The sequence below is a fragment of the Bradyrhizobium sp. MI1.10 genome (assembly GCF_055811035.1).
Genome location: NZ_JBVVPN010000002.1, coordinates 128,472 through 152,102, shown reverse-complemented (window position 1 = coordinate 152,102; position 23,631 = coordinate 128,472). Strand labels below are relative to the sequence as shown.

The following is a 23,631-nucleotide window of genomic DNA, read 5'->3' as shown; positions in this document are numbered from 1 at the left end:
ACGCCCGATCCGCTTACGGCACCGGCATCGCGCGCGGATTGCGATGGAAGCGGTTCGAGCTTGCCATCCAGTTCGGCAGCGGCTCGCCGTCGCGATGGCGACCGCCGGCCACCGCCGCAGCCCAGGCCACCGCAGCGCCGATCAGGGTTGCTGCCGCAACGGAGAAGGCGACGATGATGGAGTTACGCCGCGCCCGATTGATCGCCGTCCTTGAATCCGCGATCACGGCGTCGACCCGTCGTTCCGAGTCGGGTGCCGCGAGTCCCGTCAGCGCGGCCACCTGCTGCACGAGGTAGGCCCGATCATCGGTGCTGACGCCGCTGTGGCTCGATGACGTCATCAGGATGCGTCCTGCTTCGGCACGAGGTTCCCTGAGGTCGGTGTTGGGGGGCCGCCGCGCTACGCGAAACAGCTTATCCAGCTCGTAACTCAACAAGGGCTCGGCGGCGGAGGTATTGCTGGCCGAACTGCGCATCGGCGAGCGGTCAATCGCTGCTGCGCCGAGCATCGCGAGCAGAGCGGCACCAAGCAGCACGGCAAGCGCCCAGGACATCAGCCCATGCACGCCATCCCGTCGTTCGCCATCGTCTTCGATCGTCGCAATCGCCGGCGCTGGTCTTGCTGTACGGCCGGCGACATAGCCGCCAAAGCCGAAGCTGATAATCGCCTGGATGATCAAATAGAAGCCGGACAGCAGCGCAAGCGCCGCCGATGCATCGCGCCATGTCGGCGAGGCTGAACTGACGCCCAGGCCGACGGCGACTCCAAAGCCGACCAGGATGAACGACATTGCGCCGGCAGCCAAAGCGCCTGCGATGACCGAGCTCCACTGGATGGTGCGCCGGTCATCGGCAGCGACGCCGCCGCCTTCCATGATGTCTTCCCGTATGAGAGTTTCCATCGTCATCACCGCCCTCTCAACGCAGGCCGAAGAACGACAGGATCGCCATGATCACGACGATCAAGCCGATGAGATAAATCAATCCGTCCATGGTCCGTCCTCCTCAATGTCTCCTCGTCGCTAATCACAACGAATAAGGAAGGTTCCAAATTGGACCGAGCCTGCGGGAACGAACCGGCGCGATGCGGATTATTTGTCCAAGTCCCAAGGATGAAGTTTGTGAGCACGAAAGCCCCAGCCGGTCGGTCCCGGCTGGGGCTTTGTTTTTGGGCGGCGGTTCCTGTCCTATGTTAACGACGCCGGCTCTCCGATCATCAAGGATGCGATCGGGGCGGAACCTCTGGATTGGGAGAGCCGCGTGGATCGCAGAACCGCGTGCCTTCATCAGGCAGATGCATTCCGGGAAAAGGCAATCGCCGATCCCGAGCACCACGACCAGTGGATCGACGAAGCCATCAAATGGCTGGAACGCGCCATGGAAGCCGGCTGTCGCGCCGTCGTCACGGTCGAAGCCGGCGATGTGCCGAACGTGGCAGGCGGAGCGTCAGCCGATGCTCAGCTCAGCTTGATCACGCGCCAATGAGAAGAGCTGCCGTCTTCGCGACCGCTGCGGCAATTGTTCCAGGGACGTAACAATGTTGCGGGTCGACACTGTTCCCGCCCCCATGCTAGGCCGGACGCAGACCGCAACCAGAGTGAAATCGTGCTCGCGAACCGCCAGCCCTCAGGATCATGCCGGCCGCGCAACTGGCGCGGGCTGCTGTCTGTGCTGATCGCGGTTGTCTACCTGCTCGCGGGAGCGCTGCATGGCCTGCACGACATCGACGTCACCACGCCCGGTGGCGGCTCGGAGATCAGCGCGGTCCTTGACGGCTCCGCAGATCACAACGACCACAAGGCCATCGGCGGACATCATTGCCATGGCTGCTTCTCGGTGACGGTGGCGCAGCCGGCGCCACCGGCCGCATCGATCGGGCTCGTGTCCGTATCGCGCCCACAACGCGCACCCCGGCTCGCCGGAATTGTTCCCGACACCGACTCCCCGCCTCCCAAACATATGACCTGAATGGATTGGTCGGGCGCTCCGCGCCCATGAGGTTCATCCTTCACAGGTCGGTTTCATGTTTTACAGGGGAATGGCCGCGCGCCTGGCGTGCGCGGTAGCGTGTCTGATTGTCGGATTGGCGCTTGCGCCGTCTCACGCCCAGACTCTGACGATGCGGAGCGCACTCTCGCGCGCGCTGGCCACGAGCCCGCGACTGACCGCGGCGGAGCGCGATGTCGGCATCGCCACGGGCCAGCGCATCCAGGCCGGTGCGCTCCTCAATCCGGAGCTGAGCTACGAACAGGACAATTCGTTCGGGTCCGGCATCTATCGCGGCACGCGATCGGCGGAGACCACGCTTCAGATCAGCCAGGCCTTCGAGCTGTTCGGCAAACGCGACGCGCGGATTGCGGCGGGTGTCGCCGGCATCGAGGTGGCCGCGATCCAGCGCAAGGCCGTCAGGCTGGAGGTGCTGTCGGAGACCGCGATTGCCTTCCTTAGCGTACTCGGCGCGCAGCGGCGCATCCAGATCCTCGACGAGCAGATCACCGCCATCGATCGGCTGACGCCGCTCTTGCGCCGCCGCGTCGAGGCCGGCGCCTCCTCGCCGGCCGAGACCGGCCGTGCGGAAGTGGCATCCGCCCTGGTGAGGGCCGACCGCGAGCGCTTCAAGGCGACGCTGGCCAGCGCCCGGCGCGAGCTGGCGGTACTGATGGGCGACGCGGCACCGAAATTCGGCGAGGTCTCCGGACGGCTCGACACGATGGGACGGCCGCCGACATTCCAGTCCGTCGTCGCCGCGATCGATGCCAATCCGCAGCTGGTGCGCTGGACCGCGATCTATGCCCAGCGCAATGCCGAGCTGTTGCTGGCGCGGCTGCGGCCCTATCCCGACGTGCGGATCGCCGCCGGCTGGCGCCATTTCAACGAGACCAATGACGACGCGGCGCGCCTCACCGTCTCGGTGCCGATCCCCGTGTTCGACCAGAACCAGGGCAATATCCTTTCGGCGCAGGAAAGCCTTGCCAAGACCAAGGCCGAGCGCGAGGCCAACCGCAACACGCTGATCGTGGTCGCGGGCCGCGCCTACGACTCGCTCCAGGGCTCGCTGCGCGAGCTCGCGGTGCTGCGCGAGAGCGCCATTCCCAAGGCCACCGAAGCCTCGGACGCCATCGCCCAAGGCTACGGCCAGGGCCGCTTCAGCCTGCTCGAAGTGCTCGATGCGCAGGCCAGCGTCACCCAGGCGCGGCTGCGCGAGCAGGAGGCGCTGCAGAATTTCCACGCGGGGGTGGCGACCATCGAAGGCCTCGTCGGCAATCCCTTCACGCTGGCGCGGGAGAGCGCACGATGAAGACGTCCTCCACCATCCTCGTCGCATTCGTTACCGCCGCGCTCGGCGCTTATGGCTATTCCCTGCTGGCCCCAACAAGGGTCGAGCATGCCGAACACGCCGCAGACAAGAAGCCGGACAAGCCGAACGACCATGTCGAGCAGGACGAGCACGGCGCCGACCGGATCCGCATCTCCGACATCAAGCTCGCAGCCGCCGGCGTAACGTTGGCGGAAGCCGCGAGCGTCACGCTGACCGACACGCTCGCCTTCAACGGCATCCTGCGCGCCAACCAGGAAGCCGTGGTGCAGGTGACGCCGCGCTTTCCCGGCGTCGCCAAATCGATCCAGAAGCGCATCGGCGACAAGGTCGGCAAGGACGATCTGCTCGCCGCGATCGAGAGCAACCAGAGCCTCACCGTCTACGAGCTCAAGGCGCCGCTTGCCGGCACCATCATCGAGCGGCAGATCTCGCTCGGCGAATACGCCTCCGAGCAGAAGCCGGCTTTCGTCGTCGCCGATCTCTCGACCATCTGGGTCGACCTGTCGATCTACCGGCAGGACCTGCGGCGCGTCCGCCTCAACGACGAGGTGCTGATCGATCCCGACGACGGCCGCGGCGAGATCAAGGGCACCATCTCCTACATGGCCCCGATCGGCTCGAGCGACACCCAGACCGCGCTGGCGCGCGTGGTGCTGCCAAATCCCGACGGGCGCTTGCGTCCCGGCCTGTTCGTCACGGCACGGCTGATCCTCGCCGCGCGCGACGTCGCGGTCGCCGTGCGCAAAAGCGCGATCCAGACGCTGGAGAATAGGACCATCGTGTTCGTCCGCGAGGACGGCGACAAGATCGAGGCGCGCCCCGTGGAGCTTGGCGATTCCGATTCCCGCCATGTCGAGATCAGGGCCGGACTATCGGCCGGCGAGCATTACGTCGCGGAAAACAGCTTCGTCGTGAAGGCGGAGATGGGCAAGGGCGAGGCCGAGCATGATTGAGCGCCTCATCGCGGTCTCGCTGCAGCAGCGCTGGCTGGTCCTCTTGCTCGCATTCGGCGTCGTCGCTTTCGGCGCCTGGAATTTCCAGCGCCTGCCGATCGACGCCGTTCCTGACATCACCAACGTTCAGGTCCAGATCAACACCCGTGCCCCCGGCTATTCGCCGCTGGAAACCGAGCAGCGCATCACCTTCCCCGTCGAGACCGCGATGGGCGGGCTGCCCAAGCTCGACTACACCCGCTCGCTCTCGCGCTACGGCCTGAGCCAGGTGACGGTCGTCTTCAAGGACGGCACCGACATCTATTTTGCCCGCCAGCTCGTCGGCGAACGGATCCAGCAGGTAAAGGACCAGCTTCCGGCCGGCGTCGAGGTCGCGATGGGACCGGTCTCGACCGGGCTCGGCGAAATCTTCATGTACACCGTCGAGGCCAAGGCGGGCGCGAAGACGCAAGGCGGCCACGACTATTCGCTGACCGATTTGCGCACCGTGCAGGACTGGATCATCAAGCCGCAGCTTCGCAACGTGCCGGGGGTGATCGAGGTCAACACCATCGGCGGCTTCGAGCGGCAATTCCACGTGCTCCCCGATCCCGGCAAGCTGATGGCCTACCGGCTTGGCTTCCGCGACGTCATGACGGCGCTCGCCGCAAATAATGCCAACGTCGGCGCCGGTTATATCGAGCGCAACGGCGAGCAATATCTGGTTCGCTCGCCGGGCCAGGTCGGCAATGTCGGCGAAATCAGGGACATCGTCATCGGCTCGCGCGGCGGCAATCCCGTCAGGATCAGGGACATCGCGACCGTCACCGAAGGCCGCGATTTGCGCACGGGGGCCGCAACGCGCGATGGCGAGGAAACCGTGCTCGGCACCGCCATGCTGTTGATCGGCGAAAACAGCCGCACCGTGGCGCGCCGTGTCGCGGCCCGGCTCGAGGAGATCGCCAAATCGCTGCCCGACGGCGTCGTGACGCGGACCGTCTACGACCGCACTGATCTGGTCGAAGCCACCATCCGCACCGTCGAGAACAATTTGGTGGAAGGCGCGGCCCTGGTCGTGGCCGTGCTGTTCCTGATCCTCGGCAACATCCGCGCAGCGCTGGTAGTGGCCTGCGTCATTCCGCTGTCAATGGCCATGACGGTCACCGGCATGGTCGAGACCAGGGTCAGTGCGAACCTGATGAGTCTGGGCGCGATCGATTTCGGCATCATCGTCGACGGCGCCGTGATCATCGTGGAGAACTGCCTGCGCATGCTGGCCGAGGCTCAGCGCGAGAAAGGCGGCCTGCTCACGACCTCCGAACGGCTGCGTGCGATCCGGCGCGGTTCGAGCGAGGTGATCAAGCCGAGCCTGTTCGGTACGCTGATCATCGCGGTGGTCTACCTGCCGGTGCTGACGCTGACCGGCGTCGAAGGCAAGATGTTCACCCCGATGGCGCTGACGGTGCTGATGGCGCTGGGCGCCGCGGTGCTGTTCTCCATCACCTTCGTGCCGGCCGCGGTTGCCATCTTCGTCACCGGCAAGGTGTCGGAACACGAAAACCTGTTCATGCGGCTGGCGAAGCGCGCCTATCTCCCCCTGCTCCGGCTGGCGATCGACCATCGCCTCAGCGTCGCAATCATGGCCGCCATCATCGTGGTCGCAAGCTGCGTTGCCGCCGCGCGCATGGGCGGTGAGTTCATTCCGAGCCTGGACGAAGGCGACGTCGCACTGGCCTCGATCCGGATTCCCGGAACCAGCCTGACCCAGTCGCTGGACCTGCAAAAGGCGCTGGAAAAACGCATCAAGCAGATTCCGGAGGTGAAGGAGTTCTTCACCCGCATCGGCACCGCGGAGATCGCGACCGACCCGATGTCGCCGGCACAGACCGACGGCTACATCATGCTGAAGCCGCGCGCCGAATGGCCCGACCCCGGCAGGCCCAAAGCCGAGGTGATCGAGGCCATCGACCGTGCCGCCGACGACATCCCCGGCAGCGCCTATGAAATCTCCCAGCCGATCCAATTCCGTGTCAACGAGCTGATCTCCGGCGTGCGCAGCGACGTCGGCGTCAAGATCTTCGGCGACGACCTCGACATCCTGCAAGGCGCGGCAAAACAGGTGGAGGCCGCGATCCGCCGTATTCGCGGCGCCAGCGACGTCAAGATCGAGCAGGTCTCGGGCCTGCCGATCCTCACGGTTCGTCTCGACCGCCAGGCACTCGCCCGGTACGGGCTCAGCATCAGCGAGGTGCAGGGCATCGTCGAGATCGCGGTCGGCGGCAAGTCCGCCGGCAAGCTGTTCGAGGGCGACCGCCGCTTCGACATCGTCGTGCGCCTGCCGGAACATCTGCGCGGCAATCTCGAAGCCATCAGGGCGATCCCGATCCCGCTGCCACCGGGTGAGGAGGCAACAATCGGCGCGCCGATCCGGACGGCACTGCCCGGCTCCCCCCTCGCCCAGATGCGCTATGTGCCGCTGTCGTCGGTCGCAACCGTCGATGCGACGCCCGGCCCGAACCAGATCAGCCGCGAGAACGGCAAGCGGCGCATCGTCGTCACCGCCAATGTCCGCGCGCGCGACCTCGGCTCCTTCGTCACCGAGGCCGAGGCGGCCGTCGCGGAGAAGGTCAAACTGCCGCCGGGCTACTGGATCGGCTGGGGCGGACAGTTCGAGCAATTGGTCTCCGCCACCAAGCGGCTTACGCTGGTGGTGCCGGTGGCGCTGCTGCTGGTGTTTTTGCTGCTGTTCATGGGCATGGGATCGGCGGCGGATGCGGCGCTCGTTTTCTCCGGCGTGCCGCTGGCGCTGACGGGCGGCGTCATGGCGCTGCTGCTGCGCGGCATTCCCCTATCCATCAGCGCTGGCGTCGGTTTCATCGCGCTGTCGGGCGTGGCCGTGCTCAACGGCCTCGTGATCATCGCCTTCATCGAGCGGCTGCGCAGCGAGGGGCACCCCGTTGTTGACGCGGTGCGCGAGGGCGCGCTGACACGCCTGCGTCCGGTGCTGATGACGGCGCTGGTGGCGTCGCTCGGCTTCGTGCCGATGGCCCTTGCCACCGGGGCCGGGGCCGAGGTGCAGCGGCCACTTGCGACCGTGGTGATCGGCGGCATCATCTCCGCGACCGTGCTGACACTGCTGGTACTACCGGCGCTCTATGTGCTGTTCCGCCGTGACGGGGCTGCCGAAACGCCTACAATGGCGCCTGATTTGGCAGCTTCCGAGGAGCGCTAGAATTGGGAAGCCACGACCATCACGGCGGTCATCACCATGACCATAGCCACGGCCATGATCACGATCATGGTGGCCACACCCATGTCCATGCGCCCGCCAGCTTCGGCAAGGCTTTCGCGATCGGCATCTCGCTCAACACCGCGCTGGTCGTGGCCGAGGCCGTCTACGGCTATATCGGCAACTCCACCGCCCTGCTTGCGGACGCCGGCCATAATCTTAGCGACGTGCTCGGCCTGGTCGTGGCCTGGTGCGCATCGATCGCGGCGCGGCGCGCGCCCAGCGGCCGCTTCACCTACGGCCTTCGTGCCTCCACCATCCTGGCGGCGCTGGCGAACGCGGTGTTCCTGCTGGTCGCGACCGGCGCGATCGGCTGGGAAGCATTTTTGCGCCTGCGTGAGCCGGAGCCGGTCGCCGGCATCACCGTGATGGTCGTCGCCGGCATCGGCATCCTCATCAACGGTTTTACCGCCATGCTGTTCGCGCGCGGCCGCAAGGACGACATCAACATCGAAGGCGCCTATCTGCACATGGCGGCCGACGCCGCGGTCTCGCTCGGCGTCGTCATCTCGGCGGCGCTGATCATCTGGACCGGCTGGCTCTGGCTCGATCCCGTCACCAGCCTCGTCATCTGCGCCACCATCCTCTGGAGCACCACCAGCCTGCTTCGCGGCTCCATCGACATGTCGATGGCAGCCGCGCCCAGGGGCACCGACATTGCCGCGATCAAGATCCTTCTGCTGGGGAGGCCCGGCGTCACTGCGATCCACGATCTCCACGTCTGGCCGATCTCGACCACCGAGACGGCTCTGACCTGCCACCTCGTCATGCCCACCGGCGCCGGCGATGCCTTCCTGATGGAGACCGCGCGGATGCTGAAGCGCTCTCACCGCATCGGCCATACCACCCTTCAGGTCGAGACGCATCCCGACAACGGCTGCGCGCTGGCGCCGGATGATGTGGTGTGAGGCGGCTGCGTGGCAGCTCCGATCTCCGGTGTCGTCCCGGACAAGCGCAGCAAAGCGGAGCGCTGATCCGGGACCCATAACCACAGGAAGTAGTTTAACGAAGACTCGTGGTTATCAGACTCGCGCCGCACTTGTCCCTGGGGCTATGGGTCCCGGCCCCCGTGCGCAATTGCGCACTAGGCCGGGACGACGCCGAGTGTTTGGCGACGGCTACGCCTAGACAGTGACGCCTACGCCGCCTTCGCCGTCACGATCCAGATCGCGCCCTGAAGCGCCACGCTCTGCCCCTTCAGGAACGGCGCGAGCATCTCGCGGATCGAGGCTTTTGCCGCGGCATATGTCTCCGGAGGATGGCCCTGCAGCGCGCGGCTGGCGGGGCCGATCTGGAGCGAGCCCTCGACCGCGGCATCCAGCCCGCCACCGATCGCGACATCCATCGCGAGATTGTGCGGCTCCATGGCGACGTCGACGAAGCCCGCGCCCTTCAGGATGCGCGTCACGCGCTCTTCGGAGGCAAAGGCGAACGGGCCCGGCTCGTCCGGCCCGACCGGCGGCATCTTGGGCACATGTTTGTAGACCGCCATCAACGGCGCCATCATCCACGGATTTTCCTTCGGCTCGCGCCAGCAGGCAAACGCCAATCGCCCCGTCGGCTTCAGCGCACGGCGGAGGTTGGTGAAAGATGCGATGGGATCGGCGAAGAACATCACGCCGAACCGCGAGGCCAGTAGGTCAAAGCTCGCCGGCTCGAATGCATGCACCGTCGCATCCGCCAGCACGAAATCGAGCGGCAAGCCCTTTGGCGCAAACGCACGCGCCTGCGACAGCATCGGCTCGGAGACGTCGAGCCCAAGCGCGAAACCATTCGGGGTCACCGCTTTCGCGAACGCGAACGTCGTCGCGCCGGAGCCGCAACCGACATCGAGGACGCGCTCGCCCGGCTTCGGCCTGGCGCGGGCGATCAGCACGTCGGCAATGGGGCCGAGCAGGCTCTCCTGCGCCGCATGGCGATCGGCCCAGCGCTGCCCGCTGGGGCCATTCCAGTAGGCGATCTGGTCGGCGTTCTGCTCGTGTCCGCTCGGCTGTTCCATTGGGGCCTCTGTCGTTTTGTCGGTCGTGATACCACGCCGGAAGGTCATCAAGCGGTTCAAATGAGCACGGTTTGCGGTGCGGCCGCCTCTTGCTCCAACACCCGAGGGGGCGCTAAAGAGGCGCCGTGGGGCGGTTAGCTCAGCTGGTTAGAGCATCTCGTTTACACCGAGAGGGTCCGCGGTTCGAATCCGTGACCGCCCACCAGCCGGCCCTCAATCTCCCGGCCGTCCCGGCAGCAGTGGCACCGCGTCGATCCACACCGCCGCCGACTGGCACCAGATCTGCCTGACGGGCCGCAATTTGTCGCGCTGGCGAATGCTGCCCCAGCGGATGCCCCAATCGTCCTCCTGATCGCCCTCGCCGCTCGTGAATAGCGGGGAACCGCAGTCGCCACAGAAATGCTGGAAGCGCATCCGGCCATTATCGCCGCGCTTGCCGTAGATTCTGGGCGTGCCGGCGGTCAGCTTGACGTCCGCCTTGGTGCAGATCGCCGTCACCCGGAACGGCGATCCCGTAAGGGTCTGGCAGTCCCGGCAATGGCAGACCGACACCGTCTCGGGATCGATCTCCGCTTCAAAGGTGATCGCGCCGCAATGGCATTGCCCGTCGATGTGCATTGTCGTCATCCGCTGCCCCACAACAAAAACGGCGCCCGAAGGCGCCGTTTTATCATCTTTTCGAGCTGTGATCTCAGTGAGCGGTCAGGCCGCCGGCGGCTTCGTCGCCGTCCGGCTTCACCGTCACCTTGGTGTCCTCTTCCCAGACGATCGGCACCGGCTTCTTGACCAGCGCCTTGGCGACGACGTCGTCGAGGCGCGAGACCGGGATGATCTCCATGCCGCCCTTGATCGCATCGGAAATCTCCGTGAGATCCTTGGCGTTGTCCTCGGGGATCAGCACCGTCTTGATGCCGCCGCGGGCAGCAGCCAGCAGCTTCTCCTTCAGGCCGCCGATCGGCAGCACGCGGCCGCGCAGCGTGATCTCGCCGGTCATCGCAACATCATGGCGGACCGGGATGCCGGTCATGACCGAGATGATCGCGGTGGCCATCGCCACGCCCGCCGACGGACCGTCCTTCGGCGTCGCGCCTTCCGGCACGTGCACGTGGATGTCGCGCCGGTCGAACAGCGGCGGCTCGATGCCGTAGACGATCGCGCGCGAGCGGACATAGGACGCCGCCGCCGAGATCGATTCCTTCATCACGTCACGCAGATTGCCCGTAACCGTCATCTTGCCCTTGCCGGGCATCATGACGCCTTCGATTGTCAACAGCTCGCCGCCGACATCGGTCCAGGCAAGGCCGGTGACGATACCGACCTGCGGCTCACTCTCGATCTCGCCGTAGCGGTACTTCGGCACGCCGAGCAGCTCTTCCAGAGTCTTCTCGGTGACCTTGACCGACTTCTTTTTGGAGATCATCAGCTCCTTCACCGCCTTGCGGGCGAGTGTGGAGAGCTCACGCTCCAAATTGCGCACGCCCGCTTCGCGGGTGTAGCGGCGGATCAGAAGCAGCAGCGCGTCGTCGTCGATCGAGAACTCCTTGGAATCCAGGCCGTGCTTGGACACCGCATTCGGGATCAGGTGCTTGCGCGCGATCTCGACCTTCTCGTTCTCGGTGTAGCCCGCGATCCGGATGATCTCCATGCGGTCCATCAGCGGCCCCGGAATATTGAGCGTATTCGCGGTGGTGATGAACATCACGTTGGACAGATCGTAGTCGACCTCGAGATAGTGGTCGTTGAAGGTCGCGTTCTGCTCGGGGTCGAGAACCTCGAGCAGCGCCGAGGACGGATCGCCGCGGAAATCGGCGCCCATCTTGTCGATCTCGTCCAGCAGGAACAGCGGATTGGACGACTTCGCCTTCCGCATCGACTGAATGATCTTGCCGGGCATCGAGCCGATATAGGTGCGGCGGTGACCGCGGATCTCGGCCTCGTCGCGCACGCCGCCGAGCGAGACGCGCACGAATTCGCGCCCCGTCGCCTTCGCGATCGACTTGCCGAGCGAGGTCTTGCCGACGCCGGGAGGACCGACGAGGCACAGAATCGGGCCCGTGAGCTTGTTGGCGCGCGACTGCACGGCCAGATACTCGACGATGCGGTCCTTGACCTTCTCCAACCCGTAGTGATCCGCATCCAGAACCGCCTGCGCGGCCTCCAGATCCTTCTTCACCTTGGACTTCTTGTTCCACGGGATCGACAGCAGCCAATCCAGATAGTTGCGCACGACGGTCGCTTCCGCGGACATCGGCGACATCTGGCGCAGCTTCTTCAATTCATGCTGCGCCTTCTCGCGCGCTTCCTTGGAGAGCTTGGTCTTGGAGATCTTCTCTTCGAGATCGGCGAGCTCGTCGCGACCGTCGTCGTCGCCGAGTTCCTTCTGGATCGCCTTCATCTGCTCGTTGAGATAGTACTCGCGCTGGGTCTTCTCCATCTGGCGCTTGACGCGCGAGCGGATGCGCTTCTCGACCTGGAGCACCGAGATCTCGCTCTCCATCAGGCCCAGCACCTTCTCGAGGCGCTGCGTGACCGACAGCGTCTCCAGGATGCCCTGGCGATCCGCGATCTTGACAGCGAGATGCGAGGCGACGGTGTCGGCGAGCTTGGCGAAATCGGTGATCGCCTGCACGACGCCGACGACCTCGGCCGAGATCTTCTTGTTGAGCTTCACATAGCTCTCGAAGTCGGACACGACCGAGCGCGCCATGGCCTCGGCCTCGACCGACTTCGCGTCGGTGTCGGCGAGCGCAATCGCGGTCGCTTCGTAATAGTCGGCACGATCGGTGTACTTCTGCACGCGCGCACGCTCGAGCCCTTCGACCAGCACCTTCACGGTGCCGTCGGGAAGCTTCAAGAGCTGAAGCACGCTGGCAAGCGTACCGGTCTCGTAAATGGAATCGGGTGCCGGATCATCGTCGGACGCGTTCTTCTGGGTCGCGAGCATGATCAGCGCGTCGTTCTTCATCACCTCTTCGAGCGCGCGGATCGACTTCTCGCGGCCGACGAAGAGCGGAACGATCATGTGCGGGAAGACGACGATGTCGCGCAGCGGCAGCACGGGATAGGCGTGCGTTTCGCCATGAACGATGGTTGGCCTGGGTTTTGGATTGGTCATGGCCTTTTCCTTTTGCTTTGCCCCCTTGCACGCAGCCCGCCATGCTCATGCGCAACCGCCACAAGGTGCCGAGGTGATCCGCAAAACCGGTCGGTCCTTCTGAGGTTGGACCGGCCTGCCGGATCGGAACTGAGGCGAATCTTGAAGAGAATTTTTGCTCGCCGCCGACATTAGGTGGCTATCGACCCGGGGGGTGTCAAGTCATTGAAAGACGCGCGCCATCAGGCGCTTACGCACGCGAACAAGCGACACAACACCGGCTGCGGAGATATTTTCCGCAGCCCCTTGCTTGATGAGACGATTGGAGCGTTCCAGCGCCGAAATCAGGCGCTGGCGTTCTCGACGGCGCGATCGGACCGATCGGCGTAGATGTAGAGCGGGCGCGCCGTTCCTTCCACGACTTCGCGGGAAATCACGACTTCTTCCACACCTTCGAGGCCCGGCAGGTCGAACATGGTCTCGAGCAGGATCGCCTCGAGGATCGAACGCAGCCCGCGCGCACCGGTCTTGCGCTCGATCGCCCTGCGGGCCACCGCGCCAAGCGCCTCGTCGGCGAAGGTCAGCTCGATGTTCTCCATCTCGAACAGCCGCTGGTACTGCTTCACCAGCGCGTTCTTCGGCTCGACCAGGATCTTCTTGAGCGAAGCCTCGTCCAGATCCTCCAGCGTCGCCACGACGGGCAGACGGCCGACGAATTCCGGGATCAGGCCATACTTCAGGAGATCCTCCGGCTCGACGTGACGGAAGATTTCGCCGGTGCGGCGGTCTTCCGGCGCGAGCACCTGGGCGGCGAAACCGATCGAGGTCGACCGTCCGCGTGCCGAGATGATCTTTTCGAGGCCCGAGAACGCACCACCGCAGATGAACAGGATATTGGTGGTGTCCACCTGCAGGAACTCCTGCTGCGGATGCTTGCGGCCGCCCTGCGGCGGGACCGAAGCCACCGTGCCTTCCATGATCTTGAGCAGTGCCTGCTGCACGCCCTCACCCGACACGTCCCGCGTGATCGAGGGATTGTCGGACTTGCGGCTGATCTTGTCGATTTCGTCGATATAGACGATGCCGCGCTGGGCACGCTCGACATTGTAGTCGGCGGCCTGGAGCAGCTTCAGGATGATGTTCTCGACGTCCTCGCCGACATAGCCGGCTTCGGTCAGCGTCGTCGCATCCGCCATCGTGAACGGCACGTCCAGGATGCGGGCGAGCGTCTGCGCGAGCAGCGTCTTGCCCGAACCGGTCGGACCGATCAGCAGGATGTTCGACTTCGCAAGCTCGACGTCGTTGTGCTTGGTCTGGTGGTTGAGGCGCTTGTAGTGATTGTGCACCGCGACCGAGAGGACCTTCTTCGCATGGTTCTGTCCGATTACGTAATCGTCCAGCACCTTGCAGATTTCCTTCGGCGTCGGAATCCCGTCGCGCGACTTCACCAGCGAGGATTTGTTCTCCTCGCGAATGATGTCCATGCAGAGCTCGACGCACTCGTCGCAAATGAAGACCGTGGGACCCGCGATCAGTTTGCGAACTTCGTGCTGGCTCTTGCCGCAGAACGAGCAATACAGCGTGTTCTTGGAGTCGCTCGTGCCGACCTTACTCATTCATGTCTCCGTCCGCGGTTCGATCCCGTCCGCTCGATCGCCCTATTCCGGCACGACAGCCGGTACAGTCCTTCAAATAGAGCAAATTCCGTACCAAAAAAGACCCTACGCGTTGCATGCCGTGCGAATCACGGTCACTCGATTCTCCGCGATCATAGCCGATCAGTCGTAGCGAACCATGCTGTCACCCGACTATCAAGAATTCGCTAATCGGGGAGCGCCGGCTACCCGTGACAATACCGTGATTTCCGGTCTTGGCACGGGCGAAGTGATCGAAATCACCCCGGCGTTGCTGGATTGCCACGAAAAACAAGCACGAAAGCGGAACTTTCTGCCTGTCGCAGGGCGCAAAACTGCGTTTTGCGACGCGCGCACGTGTCCTTAACGTGAACGCTCCCTGACGGTGCCGGCGATCCCAGAGGGATTGCCGGCACCGTAGTGCTACGGAGTCTTCGGCGCCGCGGTTTCCTCGGCGCGCTTGTCGATGACCCTGTCGACCAAACCGAACTCCTTGGCGTCGCTCGCAGTAAGGAACTTGTCGCGTTCCAGCGCGTCCTCGATCGCCTTGTAGGTCTGGCCGGTGTGCTTCACGTAGATCTCGTTGAGCCGCTTCTTCAGGTTCAGGATTTCCTGTGCGTGCAGCATGATGTCGGTGGCCTGGCCCTGGAAGCCGCCGGAAGGTTGATGCACCATGATGCGCGCGTTCGGCAGCGAGAAGCGCATGTCCTTCTCGCCGGCGCAGAGCAGCAGCGAGCCCATCGAGGCGGCCTGGCCCGTGCACAGCGTCGAGACCGGCGGACGAATGAACTGCATGGTGTCGTAGATCGCGAGGCCCGACGTCACCACGCCGCCCGGCGAGTTGATGTACATCGAGATTTCCTTCTTCGGATTTTCCGCCTCAAGGAACAACAGCTGCGCGACGATCAGCGTCGACATGCCGTCCTCGACCGGCCCGGTCAGGAAGATGATGCGCTCTTTCAGAAGGCGCGAGAAAATGTCGTAGGCGCGCTCGCCACGGTTGGTCTGCTCGACCACCATGGGCACGAGGTTCATGTAGGTTTCAACCGGATCGCGCATGAGTCACCTAGGGTTTTGAAGAGGCGGACATCGCCAGGCCCGGCTGCCAGTCGGGGCTGGATCTGCCGGAAGGCCGATGGACGTCCCGTGATGCAGGAACTTGGTAGAAGAACTTGGTAGAAGCAGAAGGCGTAGCGACAGATATAGCCCAATTCGCGCCTGACAAGTGCGGAGCGAATTAAGGCTTAATCCGTGAGGCAGTTGAAGCTGATTCGTACAAAGAGGCCCAGCCGGCCACCTGGCTAGCTCGACCTCTTCGCTGATCATCCTTAATGCAAGGCTATCCCAAAGGCTCTCCTAAAGGCTCTTCTGGAGCCCTCAGGCGGCGGTCTTTTCCGCCTCGTCGTCCTTGTAGAGATCGTCGCGCGAGACCTTCTTCTCAGTCACCTTGGCAAGCTCGAGGATGAAGTCGACGACCTTGTCCTCATAGATCGGTGCACGAAGCTGGGCCAACGCTTGGGCGTTGCTGCGGTAATAGTCCCAGACCTCCTTCTCGCGGCCCGGCATCGAGCGCGCCCGCTCGATCACGGCGCGGCCGACCTCGTCGTCGGTCACGGAGATCTTGTTCTTCTCGCCGATCTCGGAGAGCACGAGCCCCAGCCGCACGCGGCGGTCGGCGATCTTACGGTACTCTTCCTTGGCGGCGTCTTCAGTGGTGTCCTCGTCGGCGAAGGTCTTGCCGGCGGAGTCCATCTCGGCCTTCACCGAGTTCCACATCAGATTGAACTCCTCGTCGACCAGCGAGGGCGGAGCCTCGAAGCGATGGGCCTCGTCGAGGCGGTCGAGCAGCGCGCGCTTGACGCGCTGGCGCGTCGCGGTCGCGAACTCGGCGACCAGCCGCTCGCGCGCCGCTTCCTTCAGCTTGTCCAGCGATTCGAGGCCGAGCGTCTTGGCGAACTCGTCGTCGATCGCGAGATCCTGCGGCGCCTCGATCAGCGTCGCGGTGGTCTCGAACTCGGCCGGCTGGCCGGCGAGCTTATCGTTCATGTAGTTCTTGGGGAACGCCACCTTCAGCGTGCGGGTCTCGCCCGCGCCGATCCCGATGAGCTGCTCTTCGAAGCCGGGGATGAAGGTGTTGGATCCGATCACCACCTGGATGCCCTCGCCGGCGCCGCCCTCGAAGGGCTCGCCGTTGATGGTGCCCTTGAAGGCGACGGTGACGCGATCGCCCGACTCGGCCTTGGCGCCCTCGCCCTTCGCGGCATAGCCGCGGTTCGAATCGGCGATGCGCTTGATCGCCTCGTCGACGTCGGCGTCGGTGACTTCGGCGACGGGCTTCTCGACCTCGAAGGTCTTGAAGTCGGCGAGCGCGATCGACGGCACCACCTCGATCGCAACCGTATAGGTCAGGTCGGTTTTGCCGTTGAGCAGCTCCTCGACCTCGGCCTGCTCGGTCGGCATGGTGATCTTGGGTTCGGTCGCAAGGCGGAAGCCGCGCTCGGAGAACAGCTGCGTGTTGGTGTCACGAATGGTCTGGTCGATGGTCTCGGCCATCACCGAGCGGCCATAGACCTTCTTGAGGTGCGTGACCGGCACCTTGCCGGGACGGAAGCCGTTGATGCGAACCTTGTCCTTGAGGTCGACGAGCTTGGCACCGGCCTTGGCGTCGAGATCAGACGCGGGAACGCTGATCTTGAACTCGCGCTTCAAACCTTCCGAGAGGGTTTCTGTGACCTGCATGGTGTCCAATCTTCTTCTCGTTCGGTCCCGGCGCGCATGCGTCGGGACGCTGTCATTAATCGATCCGGCGCGAGGCGAGCGCCTCAACGCCGGTGGTTCATCGGACCGGCTTCCGGCGGACAAACATCCGCGCGGGAGCAGATCGCGTAATCCGTGCAAACGCTGAAAGCGCTTGGTGCGGGCGGAGGGACTCGAACCCCCACAACTTTCGTCACTGGAACCTAAATCCAGCGCGTCTACCAGTTCCGCCACGCCCGCGTAAATTTGCATCAAGACCGGCCGCGATGCCGCGGGCGGCGGGCTTATAGCATGTGCCCGCCTGTTCGCAGCAAAAAAATGGCCCGATAGAGGCAGGCTTCAACTAGGCACGACGGCTGGACTTATCCAGCACGGCGTGGTCGGGATCGGCCATGAGAACGCGGATTTTCGACCCGACGAGGCGCGAGGTTTTGGCCGGGCTTGGAGCGGGACTGGGCGCCTCTGCGGCCGGGCTGATGGCGGGCGGCGCAGTCCCGGCCATGACCGCCCAACTCGCCCTTCAGGCAAGGCCGGCGACGTTGGCTCTGAGGCCGGGTCAGCCGGCTACACCGATCTGGGAGCTGGCCGCCGTAAGCCACCTCGGGGATGTCCGTCTCAAACGTGGCGACCGCTGCGAGGTGGTCTTTCGCAACGGCCTGCCCGTACCGCTTGCACCAGTCTGGTACGGCCTCAATGGCCCGGACGCGGCCGACCCGCTTCGAGGACGCGCCCCGACGGCCCCGGACGCGACGGAAACATCAATTATTTCAGTGCCAAACGCAGGAACCCTGCTGGCCGACTTTCGCCTGTTCGAGGACAGCCTGAAGCAGCCCGCGCGCCCGCTTCCGATCATCGCCACCGAGACCAACGCGGTCGCCGCCGATCGCGACGTGGTCCTCTTGATCGAGGAATGGCGGCTGCGGCCGGATGGGACCGCGCTTCTCCCGGGCCGGGACCCGAAGGACACGTCCCCGCTCTATACAATCAACGGAACGACTTCATTCGAACTCTCAGCTTCGGCGAATGAGCGGCTGCGGCTGCGCTTTATCAACGGCTCGCAACGTTCTGTTCTGGCGATCAAATTGGAAAGTCACGAGGTCCAGGTGCTGGCCTTGGACGGACAGCCGGCTGAGCCGTTCCCGGCTCGCAACGGCGCCCTGGTGCTGGCTCCCGGCGCACGCGCCGACGCCTTCGTGGATGCGGCCACATCGGCCCCATTCCTGCTGCATGACGGCAATGAGGCGCGCCAGGTCGGCCGCCTGACGGTCTCCGGCAAGCTTGAGCGGCGCGCGCCGCTGTTGCCGCCGCAGCCGCTCCCTCCGAATGACCTGCCCGAGCGACTCGATCTGAAAGGCGCCCTGCGGTTCGATGTCGCGCTCGGGGCAGCCGACGCCGGGTGGGTACTGCCCGCAAATTTCTCGACGTCCTCCGCCCCCGCTTTTCGCACCAAGGCCGGCCGCACCGTCGTGCTGGCGCTCAAGAACCCCGCACCCGTCGCCATCGTCGTCCATCTGCACGGCCACCATTTCCGCCTGCTCGACAAGCTCGACGACGGTTGGAAGCCCTATTGGCTCGACACGCTCGCGATCGAACCCGGCCAGACTCAGCGCATCGCGTTCGCTGCGGCCTCCCCCGGGCGATGGCTGATCGAAACCGTCGTAACCGAATGGGCCGCCCCGCGGCTGGTGCGCTGGTACGGGGTGGAGTGAGGGGCTCCGACTAGGCGTGCGGCTTGGCTGTGAGTTCGATCCCGAGCGCCTTCATCACCGCAATAGTCGTTTTCAGCGTCGGATTGCCGTTGGTGCTGAACGAGCGATAGAGCTGCTCGCGAGAAAGACCAGTCTCTTTGGCGATCTGCGTCATCCCCTTGGCGCGGGCGACGACCCCAAGTGCATGGGCGATATAGGCCGCATCCTCGGTCTTGAACGCCTCTTCCATGAACACGGCAATGGCCTCGTCGGACTGCAGGTCTTCGGCCGGGTCATAGGTCGTCAGCTTCTCGCCCATCTCATTCGCTCCACATCTCGGCAAGGCGCTTCGCCGCCTTGATGTCTTTCACCTGCGTGCTCTTGTCGCCCCCGCACAGCAAAACGATGGTCGCGTTGCCCCGCTTCCGAAAATAGATGCGATATCCGGGCCCGTGATGAATACGCAGCTCGCTCACACGGTCGCCCACCGGTTCGACGTCGCCTGCGTGCCCATGAGCCAACCGATCCAATCGCGAAGCAATCAGCGCTCTGGCACGCTCATCCTTGAGACGTGATCGCCACTTCCGAAACGTCTCAGTCTGCTTTCAATCACATGTAGTTTTTAGACTACAATTGTTCACAAATGAAGTGGCCTACGCATCCAGAGGTACCGAGCGTCGGGTTCTTTCTCCTCGTTTCGGGTCCCGTTGGTCTGCTCGATCAACGTAAACCCGCGCGCTTCATAGAAGCGCCTTGCGCGCGCATTGCACTGGAAGGTCCAGAGCTCCAGCCGTTCGTTGGCATGCTTGGCGACGTCGAGAAGTTCGGCGCCAGTCCCCCGCCCTTGAACAGCGGGAAGCACGTAAAGCTGCTCGATCCAGCCGTCACGGAAAGCGATGATCCCGCTCAGTACATCGCCGTTGAAGCGTCCCCACACGCGGCACGTCGCGAACACATGCTCGCGGTAGAACCAGTGATCCTCGTCCGGCGTATGCAGCCCAGCGAGCCAGGGCATCGCATGGTCGAATGCAGCCCGGTGAACCTGCGCCGCCGCGCCCATATCGGTGAGCGCGAGCTGCCTGAGCATCAATATTCAATCCCCAGCGCATTATAGATCCGCCGGTGCACGGCCGGCAGCGTCTCGGTGAGATCCTCTGCTATCAGGCCCGGTCCCGCCTCGCTCGCCGCTTCGCCATGCATCCACACAGCGATGCTGGCGGCTTCGAATGCCGGCACGCCTTGCGCCAGCAGCCCTGCGATGATGCCGGCGAGCACGTCGCCGGCACCCGCGGTGGCGAGCCAGGGCGGCGCGTTGGCGGCGATGGTGGCGCGGCCGTCGGGCGCGGCAATCGTGGTGTCCGCGCCCTTCAGCAGCACGACCGCGCCGGAGCGTTCGGCGGCGGCGCGCACGCGCTCGATCTTCGAGCGCCCCGGATGTTTATTGCTGAGGTCGGAGAACAGCCGCGGGAACTCGCCCTCGTGCGGCGTCAGCACTACCGCCTTGTCCTGCGACGTCTTGATCGATTCGAACAGGCGCTCGGGATTGGCGGCAAAGCTCGTCAGCGCATCCGCGTCGAGCACCAGGCGCCGCTGCGCGCTAAGCGCTGTGTGGACGAGATCGCAGGTGCGCTCGCCGACCCCCGCGCCGGGGCCGATCATGCAGGTGTTGTAGCGCTTGTCACCGAGCAGCTCGCCGAACTCGATGGCGGTATCGACGGGGCGAACCATCACCGCGGTGAGCGCAGCCGCATTGATCGCCAGCGCATCACGCGGCGTGGCCAGAGTCACCAGGCCCGCCCCGGCGCGCAACGCCCCGCGCGCGGCGAGCCGCGCCGCACCGGTCGCCGCCGCATCGCCCGACACCGCCAGCACATGGCCTCGCGCGTATTTATGGCCGTCGATGCGCGGCACCGGAAAGGCTGCGCCCCAGAAGTCCGGATCGTTCTCGAAAATCTGCGGCGCGATCTCGTCCAGCACCTGCGCCTCGATGCCGATGTCGGCGACGCGGACCTGGCCGCAATGCATGCGCCCCGGCAGCAGCAGATGCGCCGGCTTCTTGCGGAAGAAGGTGACGGTCTCGGTGGCGTTCACCGCCACGCCCAGCACGGCCGCGCTGGTGCCGTTGATGCCGCTTGGCAGATCGACCGCGAGCACCGGCGCACCGTTGGCGTTGATCGCCTCGATCATCTCACGTGCCTCGCCGTCGACCGGACGGCTGAGGCCCGCGCCGAACAGCGCATCGATGATCAGCGCCGGTCGCCCGATCGCCTGCGGGTTGAACGGGAGCACCGGGTGTTTCCAGCCCCGTGCCGCCGAGGCCGCATCGCCCTGGAGCTGGTCCCGCTCGCACATCAGGATGACCGAGACCTCGCGGCCTTGCGCGGCGAGCTCGGCGGCTGCGACAAAACCGTCCCCACCGTTGTTGCCGGGGCCGGCCACGATCAGGATCGGCCCCTCCTCCACCAGCGCGTTGGCGGCCTCGGCGACCGCCTGGCCAGCACTGAGCATCAGCTTGAAGCCGGGGGTGCCTGCCGCAATGCTGAGCTGGTCGGCACGCTGCATTTCGGCGTTGGTCAGAACTTCCATGCCACTTCCCTGTCCAAAAGCCTTTTCAAGAGGCACGTTCTGCGTCGGGCGATCCGACGGAACAACGATCTGCACAAATATTGGACCCGTTTGCCTATTCCATAGTCTGCGGTATTTTGTGCGGGTCGGCGCCACCTATCAGAGCTGCACGTTAAAAGGCTGATAACGCTCCAATAATCAGGGCATTTGCAACTTGGCATAGACCCTGCTTTCGCGGAAGTCGCTTCGGTTCGTCGTGCTCACTGGCATTTATCAGGGTGTGGCCGGCCGTTGTTGCCGGACTGGTCAGGGATCCCGGCATAGCGAAGACAGGATCGTGCGTTAAGAAAAGCGCATCCTGACGAAGACGTTGCTATTTGTTCGAAAGGCCGGGAGGCGCGCAGTGAAGAAGATCGAAGCCATCATCAAGCCATTCAAGCTCGACGAGGTGAAGGAAGCGCTTCAGGAAGTCGGCCTTCAGGGCATCACCGTCACCGAAGCCAAGGGCTTCGGCCGGCAGAAGGGTCACGCCGAGCTGTACCGCGGCGCAGAATACATCGTCGACTTCCTGCCCAAGGTGAAGATCGAGATCGTGATCGGCGACGATCTGGTCGAGCGCGCCATCGACGCAATCCGCCGCGCAGCGCAAACCGGGCGCATCGGCGATGGCAAGATTTTCGTCTCCAACATCGAAGAGGCGATCCGCATCCGAACCGGCGAATCCGGGCTGGACGCTATCTGAGCCGGGTGCTATCCCGCATTTTGCGACATTCTGACAAGAAATAGGCTGCTTCGGCGGCCTCATTTTGTTTGTGCCTCGCGCGCCTCAAGAAGCGTGAACACGGTCGCTTGAAGCTTGGAAACCGACCCGCAGAGCCAAAAGGGGTATGCATGAAGACCGCCAAAGACGTCCTGAAATCGATCAAGGACAACGACGTCAAATACGTCGACCTGCGCTTCACCGATCCGCGCGGCAAGTGGCAGCACGTCACCTTCGACATCAGCATGATCGATGAAGACATTTTCGCCGAAGGAACGATGTTCGACGGCTCCTCGATCGCCGGCTGGAAGGCGATCAACGAGTCCGACATGTGCCTGATGCCCGATCCGGTGACCGCGACGATCGATCCGTTCTTCGCCGAGACCACCATGGTCATCACCTGCGACGTGCTTGAGCCGACCACCGGCGAGCCCTACAACCGAGACCCCCGCGGCATCGCCAAGAAGGCCGAGGCGATGGTGAAGTCGATGGGCGTCGGCGACACCGTGTTCGTCGGCCCCGAAGCCGAGTTCTTCGTGTTCGACGACGTGCGCTTCTCCGCCAACCCCTACAGCACCGGCTTCCGTCTCGACTCCTCGGAGCTGCCGACCAACTCTGACACCGAATATGAAGGCGGCAACCTCGGCCACCGCGTCCGTACCAAGGGCGGCTACTTCCCGGTGCCGCCGCAGGATTCCGTGCAGGACATGCGCTCGGAGATGCTCGGCGCCATGGCCAAGATGGGCGTCAAGGTCGAGAAGCACCATCACGAAGTCGCCTCCGCCCAGCACGAGCTCGGCATGAAGTTCGACACGCTGACCTTGATGGCCGACCACATGCAGATCTACAAATACTGCATCCACCAGGTCGCGCACATCTACGGCAAGACCGCCACCTTCATGCCGAAGCCGGTCTTCGGCGACAACGGCTCGGGCATGCACGTGCACCAGTCGATCTGGAAGGACGGCAAGCCGGTGTTCGCCGGCAACAAATACGCCGACCTGTCGGAGACCTGCCTCCATTACATCGGCGGCATCATCAAGCACGCCAAGGCGATCAACGCCTTCACCAACCCGTCGACCAACTCCTACAAGCGTCTGGTCCCGGGCTACGAGGCTCCCGTGCTGCTCGCCTATTCCGCGCGCAACCGCTCGGCCTCCTGCCGCATCCCCTACACCGCTTCGCCGAAGGCCAAGCGCGTCGAGGTGCGTTTCCCAGATCCGCTCGCCAATCCCTATCTCGGCTTCGCCGCGATGCTGATGGCCGGCCTCGACGGTATCAAGAACAAGATCGATCCGGGTCCGGCAATGGACAAGGACCTCTACGATCTGCCGAAGGAAGAGCTGAAGCAGATCCCGACCGTGTGCGGCAGCTTGCGCGAGGCGCTGGAAAACCTCGACAAGGACCGCGGCTTCCTCAAGAACGGCGGCGTGTTCGACGACGACTTCATCGACGCTTACATCGAGCTGAAGATGACCGAAGTCGCCCGCTTCGAAATGACCCCGCATCCGGTCGAGTTCGAAATGTACTATTCGGGCTAAACGGCCCGAACGACCGCGACACACGAAAGGCGCCCCTCGGGGCGCCTTTTTGAT

At 64.4% G+C, this 23,631-nt stretch carries 19 protein-coding genes, 2 tRNA genes and 1 pseudogene; 10 read left to right on the top strand and 12 right to left on the bottom strand.

Annotated features, from left to right (window positions below; all coding sequences use genetic code 11):
- Window positions 1-13: 13 nt before the first annotated feature.
- Window positions 14-907 carry a hypothetical protein gene (locus tag AC0L3K_RS02835; RefSeq protein ID WP_007603523.1) on the bottom strand — a complete coding sequence of 298 codons (894 nt, stop codon included), beginning with the start codon at window positions 905-907 and terminating at the stop codon, window positions 14-16.
- A 352-nt stretch (window positions 908-1,259) separates the two neighbouring features.
- Here AC0L3K_RS02835 and AC0L3K_RS02830 point away from each other — a divergent pair, with 352 nt between their 5' ends.
- The 6 genes from AC0L3K_RS02830 to AC0L3K_RS02805 all read left to right on the top strand — a co-directional run bounded on the left by AC0L3K_RS02830 (window position 1,260) and on the right by AC0L3K_RS02805 (window position 8,447).
- On the top strand, window positions 1,260-1,484 hold the full coding sequence (locus AC0L3K_RS02830) for a protein-tyrosine phosphatase family protein (RefSeq protein WP_219682221.1): 225 nt from the start codon (window positions 1,260-1,262) through the stop codon (window positions 1,482-1,484).
- Window positions 1,485-1,604: 120 nt separating this feature from the next.
- Window positions 1,605-1,967 carry a hypothetical protein gene (locus tag AC0L3K_RS02825; protein ID WP_219682222.1) on the top strand — a complete coding sequence of 121 codons (363 nt, stop codon included), beginning with the start codon at window positions 1,605-1,607 and terminating at the stop codon, window positions 1,965-1,967.
- A 55-nt stretch (window positions 1,968-2,022) separates the two neighbouring features.
- Window positions 2,023-3,297 (top strand): divalent metal ion exporter subunit IhpA, encoded by a 1,275-nt coding sequence (ihpA, locus tag AC0L3K_RS02820; protein ID WP_219682223.1) that lies wholly within the window; start codon window positions 2,023-2,025, stop codon window positions 3,295-3,297.
- A complete protein-coding gene (gene ihpB / locus AC0L3K_RS02815; RefSeq protein WP_219682224.1) occupies window positions 3,294-4,271 on the top strand; it encodes a divalent metal ion exporter adaptor subunit IhpB in 978 nt (325 codons plus the stop codon). Before ihpA ends, ihpB begins: the two co-directional genes overlap by 4 nt.
- Window positions 4,264-7,482, top strand: coding sequence for an efflux RND transporter permease subunit (locus tag AC0L3K_RS02810; protein ID WP_219682225.1), 3,219 nt, complete (start codon window positions 4,264-4,266; stop codon window positions 7,480-7,482). Before ihpB ends, AC0L3K_RS02810 begins: the two co-directional genes overlap by 8 nt.
- Window positions 7,483-7,484: 2 nt before the next feature.
- Complete coding sequence (locus AC0L3K_RS02805) at window positions 7,485-8,447, top strand: cation diffusion facilitator family transporter (RefSeq protein ID WP_219682226.1); 963 nt, start codon at window positions 7,485-7,487, stop codon at window positions 8,445-8,447.
- Window positions 8,448-8,677: 230 nt separating this feature from the next.
- Here AC0L3K_RS02805 and AC0L3K_RS02800 read toward each other — a convergent pair whose 3' ends face one another.
- Window positions 8,678-9,538 carry a class I SAM-dependent methyltransferase gene (locus AC0L3K_RS02800; RefSeq protein WP_219682227.1) on the bottom strand — a complete coding sequence of 287 codons (861 nt, stop codon included), beginning with the start codon at window positions 9,536-9,538 and terminating at the stop codon, window positions 8,678-8,680.
- A 128-nt stretch (window positions 9,539-9,666) separates the two neighbouring features.
- On the opposite strand from AC0L3K_RS02800, the gene AC0L3K_RS02795 reads away from it, so the two are divergent.
- Window positions 9,667-9,743 (top strand) — tRNA-Val (locus AC0L3K_RS02795).
- Between the two features lie 8 nt (window positions 9,744-9,751).
- Here AC0L3K_RS02795 and AC0L3K_RS02790 read toward each other — a convergent pair.
- The 6 genes from AC0L3K_RS02790 to AC0L3K_RS02765 form a co-directional block, all read right to left on the bottom strand.
- Window positions 9,752-10,156: a GFA family protein gene (locus tag AC0L3K_RS02790; protein WP_219682260.1), complete on the bottom strand. Its 405-nt coding sequence runs from the start codon at window positions 10,154-10,156 to the stop codon at window positions 9,752-9,754.
- A 73-nt stretch (window positions 10,157-10,229) separates the two neighbouring features.
- Window positions 10,230-12,653: an endopeptidase La gene (gene lon, locus AC0L3K_RS02785; RefSeq protein ID WP_007603504.1), complete on the bottom strand. Its 2,424-nt coding sequence runs from the start codon at window positions 12,651-12,653 to the stop codon at window positions 10,230-10,232.
- 323 nt (window positions 12,654-12,976) lie between these two features.
- The gene (gene clpX / locus AC0L3K_RS02780; RefSeq protein ID WP_007603503.1) at window positions 12,977-14,248 is read right to left on the bottom strand and encodes an ATP-dependent Clp protease ATP-binding subunit ClpX; all 1,272 of its coding nucleotides are present in this window, start codon (window positions 14,246-14,248) and stop codon (window positions 12,977-12,979) included.
- Between the two features lie 441 nt (window positions 14,249-14,689).
- Window positions 14,690-15,325: an ATP-dependent Clp protease proteolytic subunit gene (locus AC0L3K_RS02775; protein ID WP_007603501.1), complete on the bottom strand. Its 636-nt coding sequence runs from the start codon at window positions 15,323-15,325 to the stop codon at window positions 14,690-14,692.
- A 318-nt stretch (window positions 15,326-15,643) separates the two neighbouring features.
- A complete protein-coding gene (gene tig, locus AC0L3K_RS02770; protein ID WP_219682229.1) occupies window positions 15,644-17,005 on the bottom strand; it encodes a trigger factor in 1,362 nt (453 codons plus the stop codon).
- 173 nt (window positions 17,006-17,178) lie between these two features.
- A tRNA-Leu gene (locus AC0L3K_RS02765) sits at window positions 17,179-17,263 on the bottom strand.
- A 152-nt stretch (window positions 17,264-17,415) separates the two neighbouring features.
- Between AC0L3K_RS02765 and AC0L3K_RS02760 the strand changes: the two genes are divergently transcribed.
- Entirely contained in the window at window positions 17,416-18,732 is a 1,317-nt protein-coding gene (locus AC0L3K_RS02760; RefSeq protein WP_219682230.1) for a multicopper oxidase family protein, read from the top strand.
- A gap of 10 nt (window positions 18,733-18,742) precedes the next feature.
- Here AC0L3K_RS02760 and AC0L3K_RS02755 read toward each other — a convergent pair whose 3' ends face one another.
- From AC0L3K_RS02755 to AC0L3K_RS02740, 4 genes and pseudogenes are all read right to left on the bottom strand, one after another.
- Window positions 18,743-19,030 (bottom strand): addiction module antidote protein, encoded by a 288-nt coding sequence (locus AC0L3K_RS02755; protein ID WP_007603498.1) that lies wholly within the window; start codon window positions 19,028-19,030, stop codon window positions 18,743-18,745.
- Window position 19,031: 1 nt separating this feature from the next.
- Window positions 19,032-19,316 (bottom strand): annotated as a pseudogene (locus tag AC0L3K_RS02750) (type II toxin-antitoxin system RelE/ParE family toxin); the annotation flags it as partial.
- Between the two features lie 32 nt (window positions 19,317-19,348).
- Complete coding sequence (locus AC0L3K_RS02745) at window positions 19,349-19,798, bottom strand: GNAT family N-acetyltransferase (protein ID WP_219682231.1); 450 nt, start codon at window positions 19,796-19,798, stop codon at window positions 19,349-19,351.
- On the bottom strand, window positions 19,798-21,297 hold the full coding sequence (locus AC0L3K_RS02740; protein WP_219682232.1) for an NAD(P)H-hydrate dehydratase: 1,500 nt from the start codon (window positions 21,295-21,297) through the stop codon (window positions 19,798-19,800). The genes AC0L3K_RS02745 and AC0L3K_RS02740 overlap by 1 nt, the downstream gene beginning before the upstream one ends.
- Window positions 21,298-21,679: 382 nt before the next feature.
- Here AC0L3K_RS02740 and AC0L3K_RS02735 point away from each other — a divergent pair, with 382 nt between their 5' ends.
- Together AC0L3K_RS02735 and glnA are read left to right on the top strand one after the other, a co-directional pair.
- Window positions 21,680-22,018 (top strand): P-II family nitrogen regulator, encoded by a 339-nt coding sequence (locus AC0L3K_RS02735; protein WP_007603495.1) that lies wholly within the window; start codon window positions 21,680-21,682, stop codon window positions 22,016-22,018.
- Between the two features lie 149 nt (window positions 22,019-22,167).
- The gene (gene glnA / locus AC0L3K_RS02730) at window positions 22,168-23,577 is read left to right on the top strand and encodes a type I glutamate--ammonia ligase (protein ID WP_007603494.1); all 1,410 of its coding nucleotides are present in this window, start codon (window positions 22,168-22,170) and stop codon (window positions 23,575-23,577) included.
- Window positions 23,578-23,631: the final 54 nt, after the last annotated feature.

Coding starts and splice junctions, on each gene's coding strand:
- AC0L3K_RS02835 (WP_007603523.1), bottom strand. CDS start 907: ATGACGATGGAAACTCTCATACGGGAAGACATCATGGAAGGCGGCGGC.
- ihpA (WP_219682223.1), top strand. CDS start 2,023: ATGTTTTACAGGGGAATGGCCGCGCGCCTGGCGTGCGCGGTAGCGTGT.
- ihpB (WP_219682224.1), top strand. CDS start 3,294: ATGAAGACGTCCTCCACCATCCTCGTCGCATTCGTTACCGCCGCGCTC.
- AC0L3K_RS02810 (WP_219682225.1), top strand. CDS start 4,264: ATGATTGAGCGCCTCATCGCGGTCTCGCTGCAGCAGCGCTGGCTGGTC.
- AC0L3K_RS02800 (WP_219682227.1), bottom strand. CDS start 9,538: ATGGAACAGCCGAGCGGACACGAGCAGAACGCCGACCAGATCGCCTAC.
- AC0L3K_RS02790 (WP_219682260.1), bottom strand. CDS start 10,156: ATGCACATCGACGGGCAATGCCATTGCGGCGCGATCACCTTTGAAGCG.
- lon (WP_007603504.1), bottom strand. CDS start 12,653: ATGACCAATCCAAAACCCAGGCCAACCATCGTTCATGGCGAAACGCAC.
- clpX (WP_007603503.1), bottom strand. CDS start 14,248: ATGAGTAAGGTCGGCACGAGCGACTCCAAGAACACGCTGTATTGCTCG.
- AC0L3K_RS02775 (WP_007603501.1), bottom strand. CDS start 15,325: ATGCGCGATCCGGTTGAAACCTACATGAACCTCGTGCCCATGGTGGTC.
- tig (WP_219682229.1), bottom strand. CDS start 17,005: ATGCAGGTCACAGAAACCCTCTCGGAAGGTTTGAAGCGCGAGTTCAAG.
- AC0L3K_RS02760 (WP_219682230.1), top strand. CDS start 17,416: ATGAGAACGCGGATTTTCGACCCGACGAGGCGCGAGGTTTTGGCCGGG.
- AC0L3K_RS02755 (WP_007603498.1), bottom strand. CDS start 19,030: ATGGGCGAGAAGCTGACGACCTATGACCCGGCCGAAGACCTGCAGTCC.
- AC0L3K_RS02745 (WP_219682231.1), bottom strand. CDS start 19,798: ATGCTCAGGCAGCTCGCGCTCACCGATATGGGCGCGGCGGCGCAGGTT.
- AC0L3K_RS02740 (WP_219682232.1), bottom strand. CDS start 21,297: ATGGAAGTTCTGACCAACGCCGAAATGCAGCGTGCCGACCAGCTCAGC.
- glnA (WP_007603494.1), top strand. CDS start 22,168: ATGAAGACCGCCAAAGACGTCCTGAAATCGATCAAGGACAACGACGTC.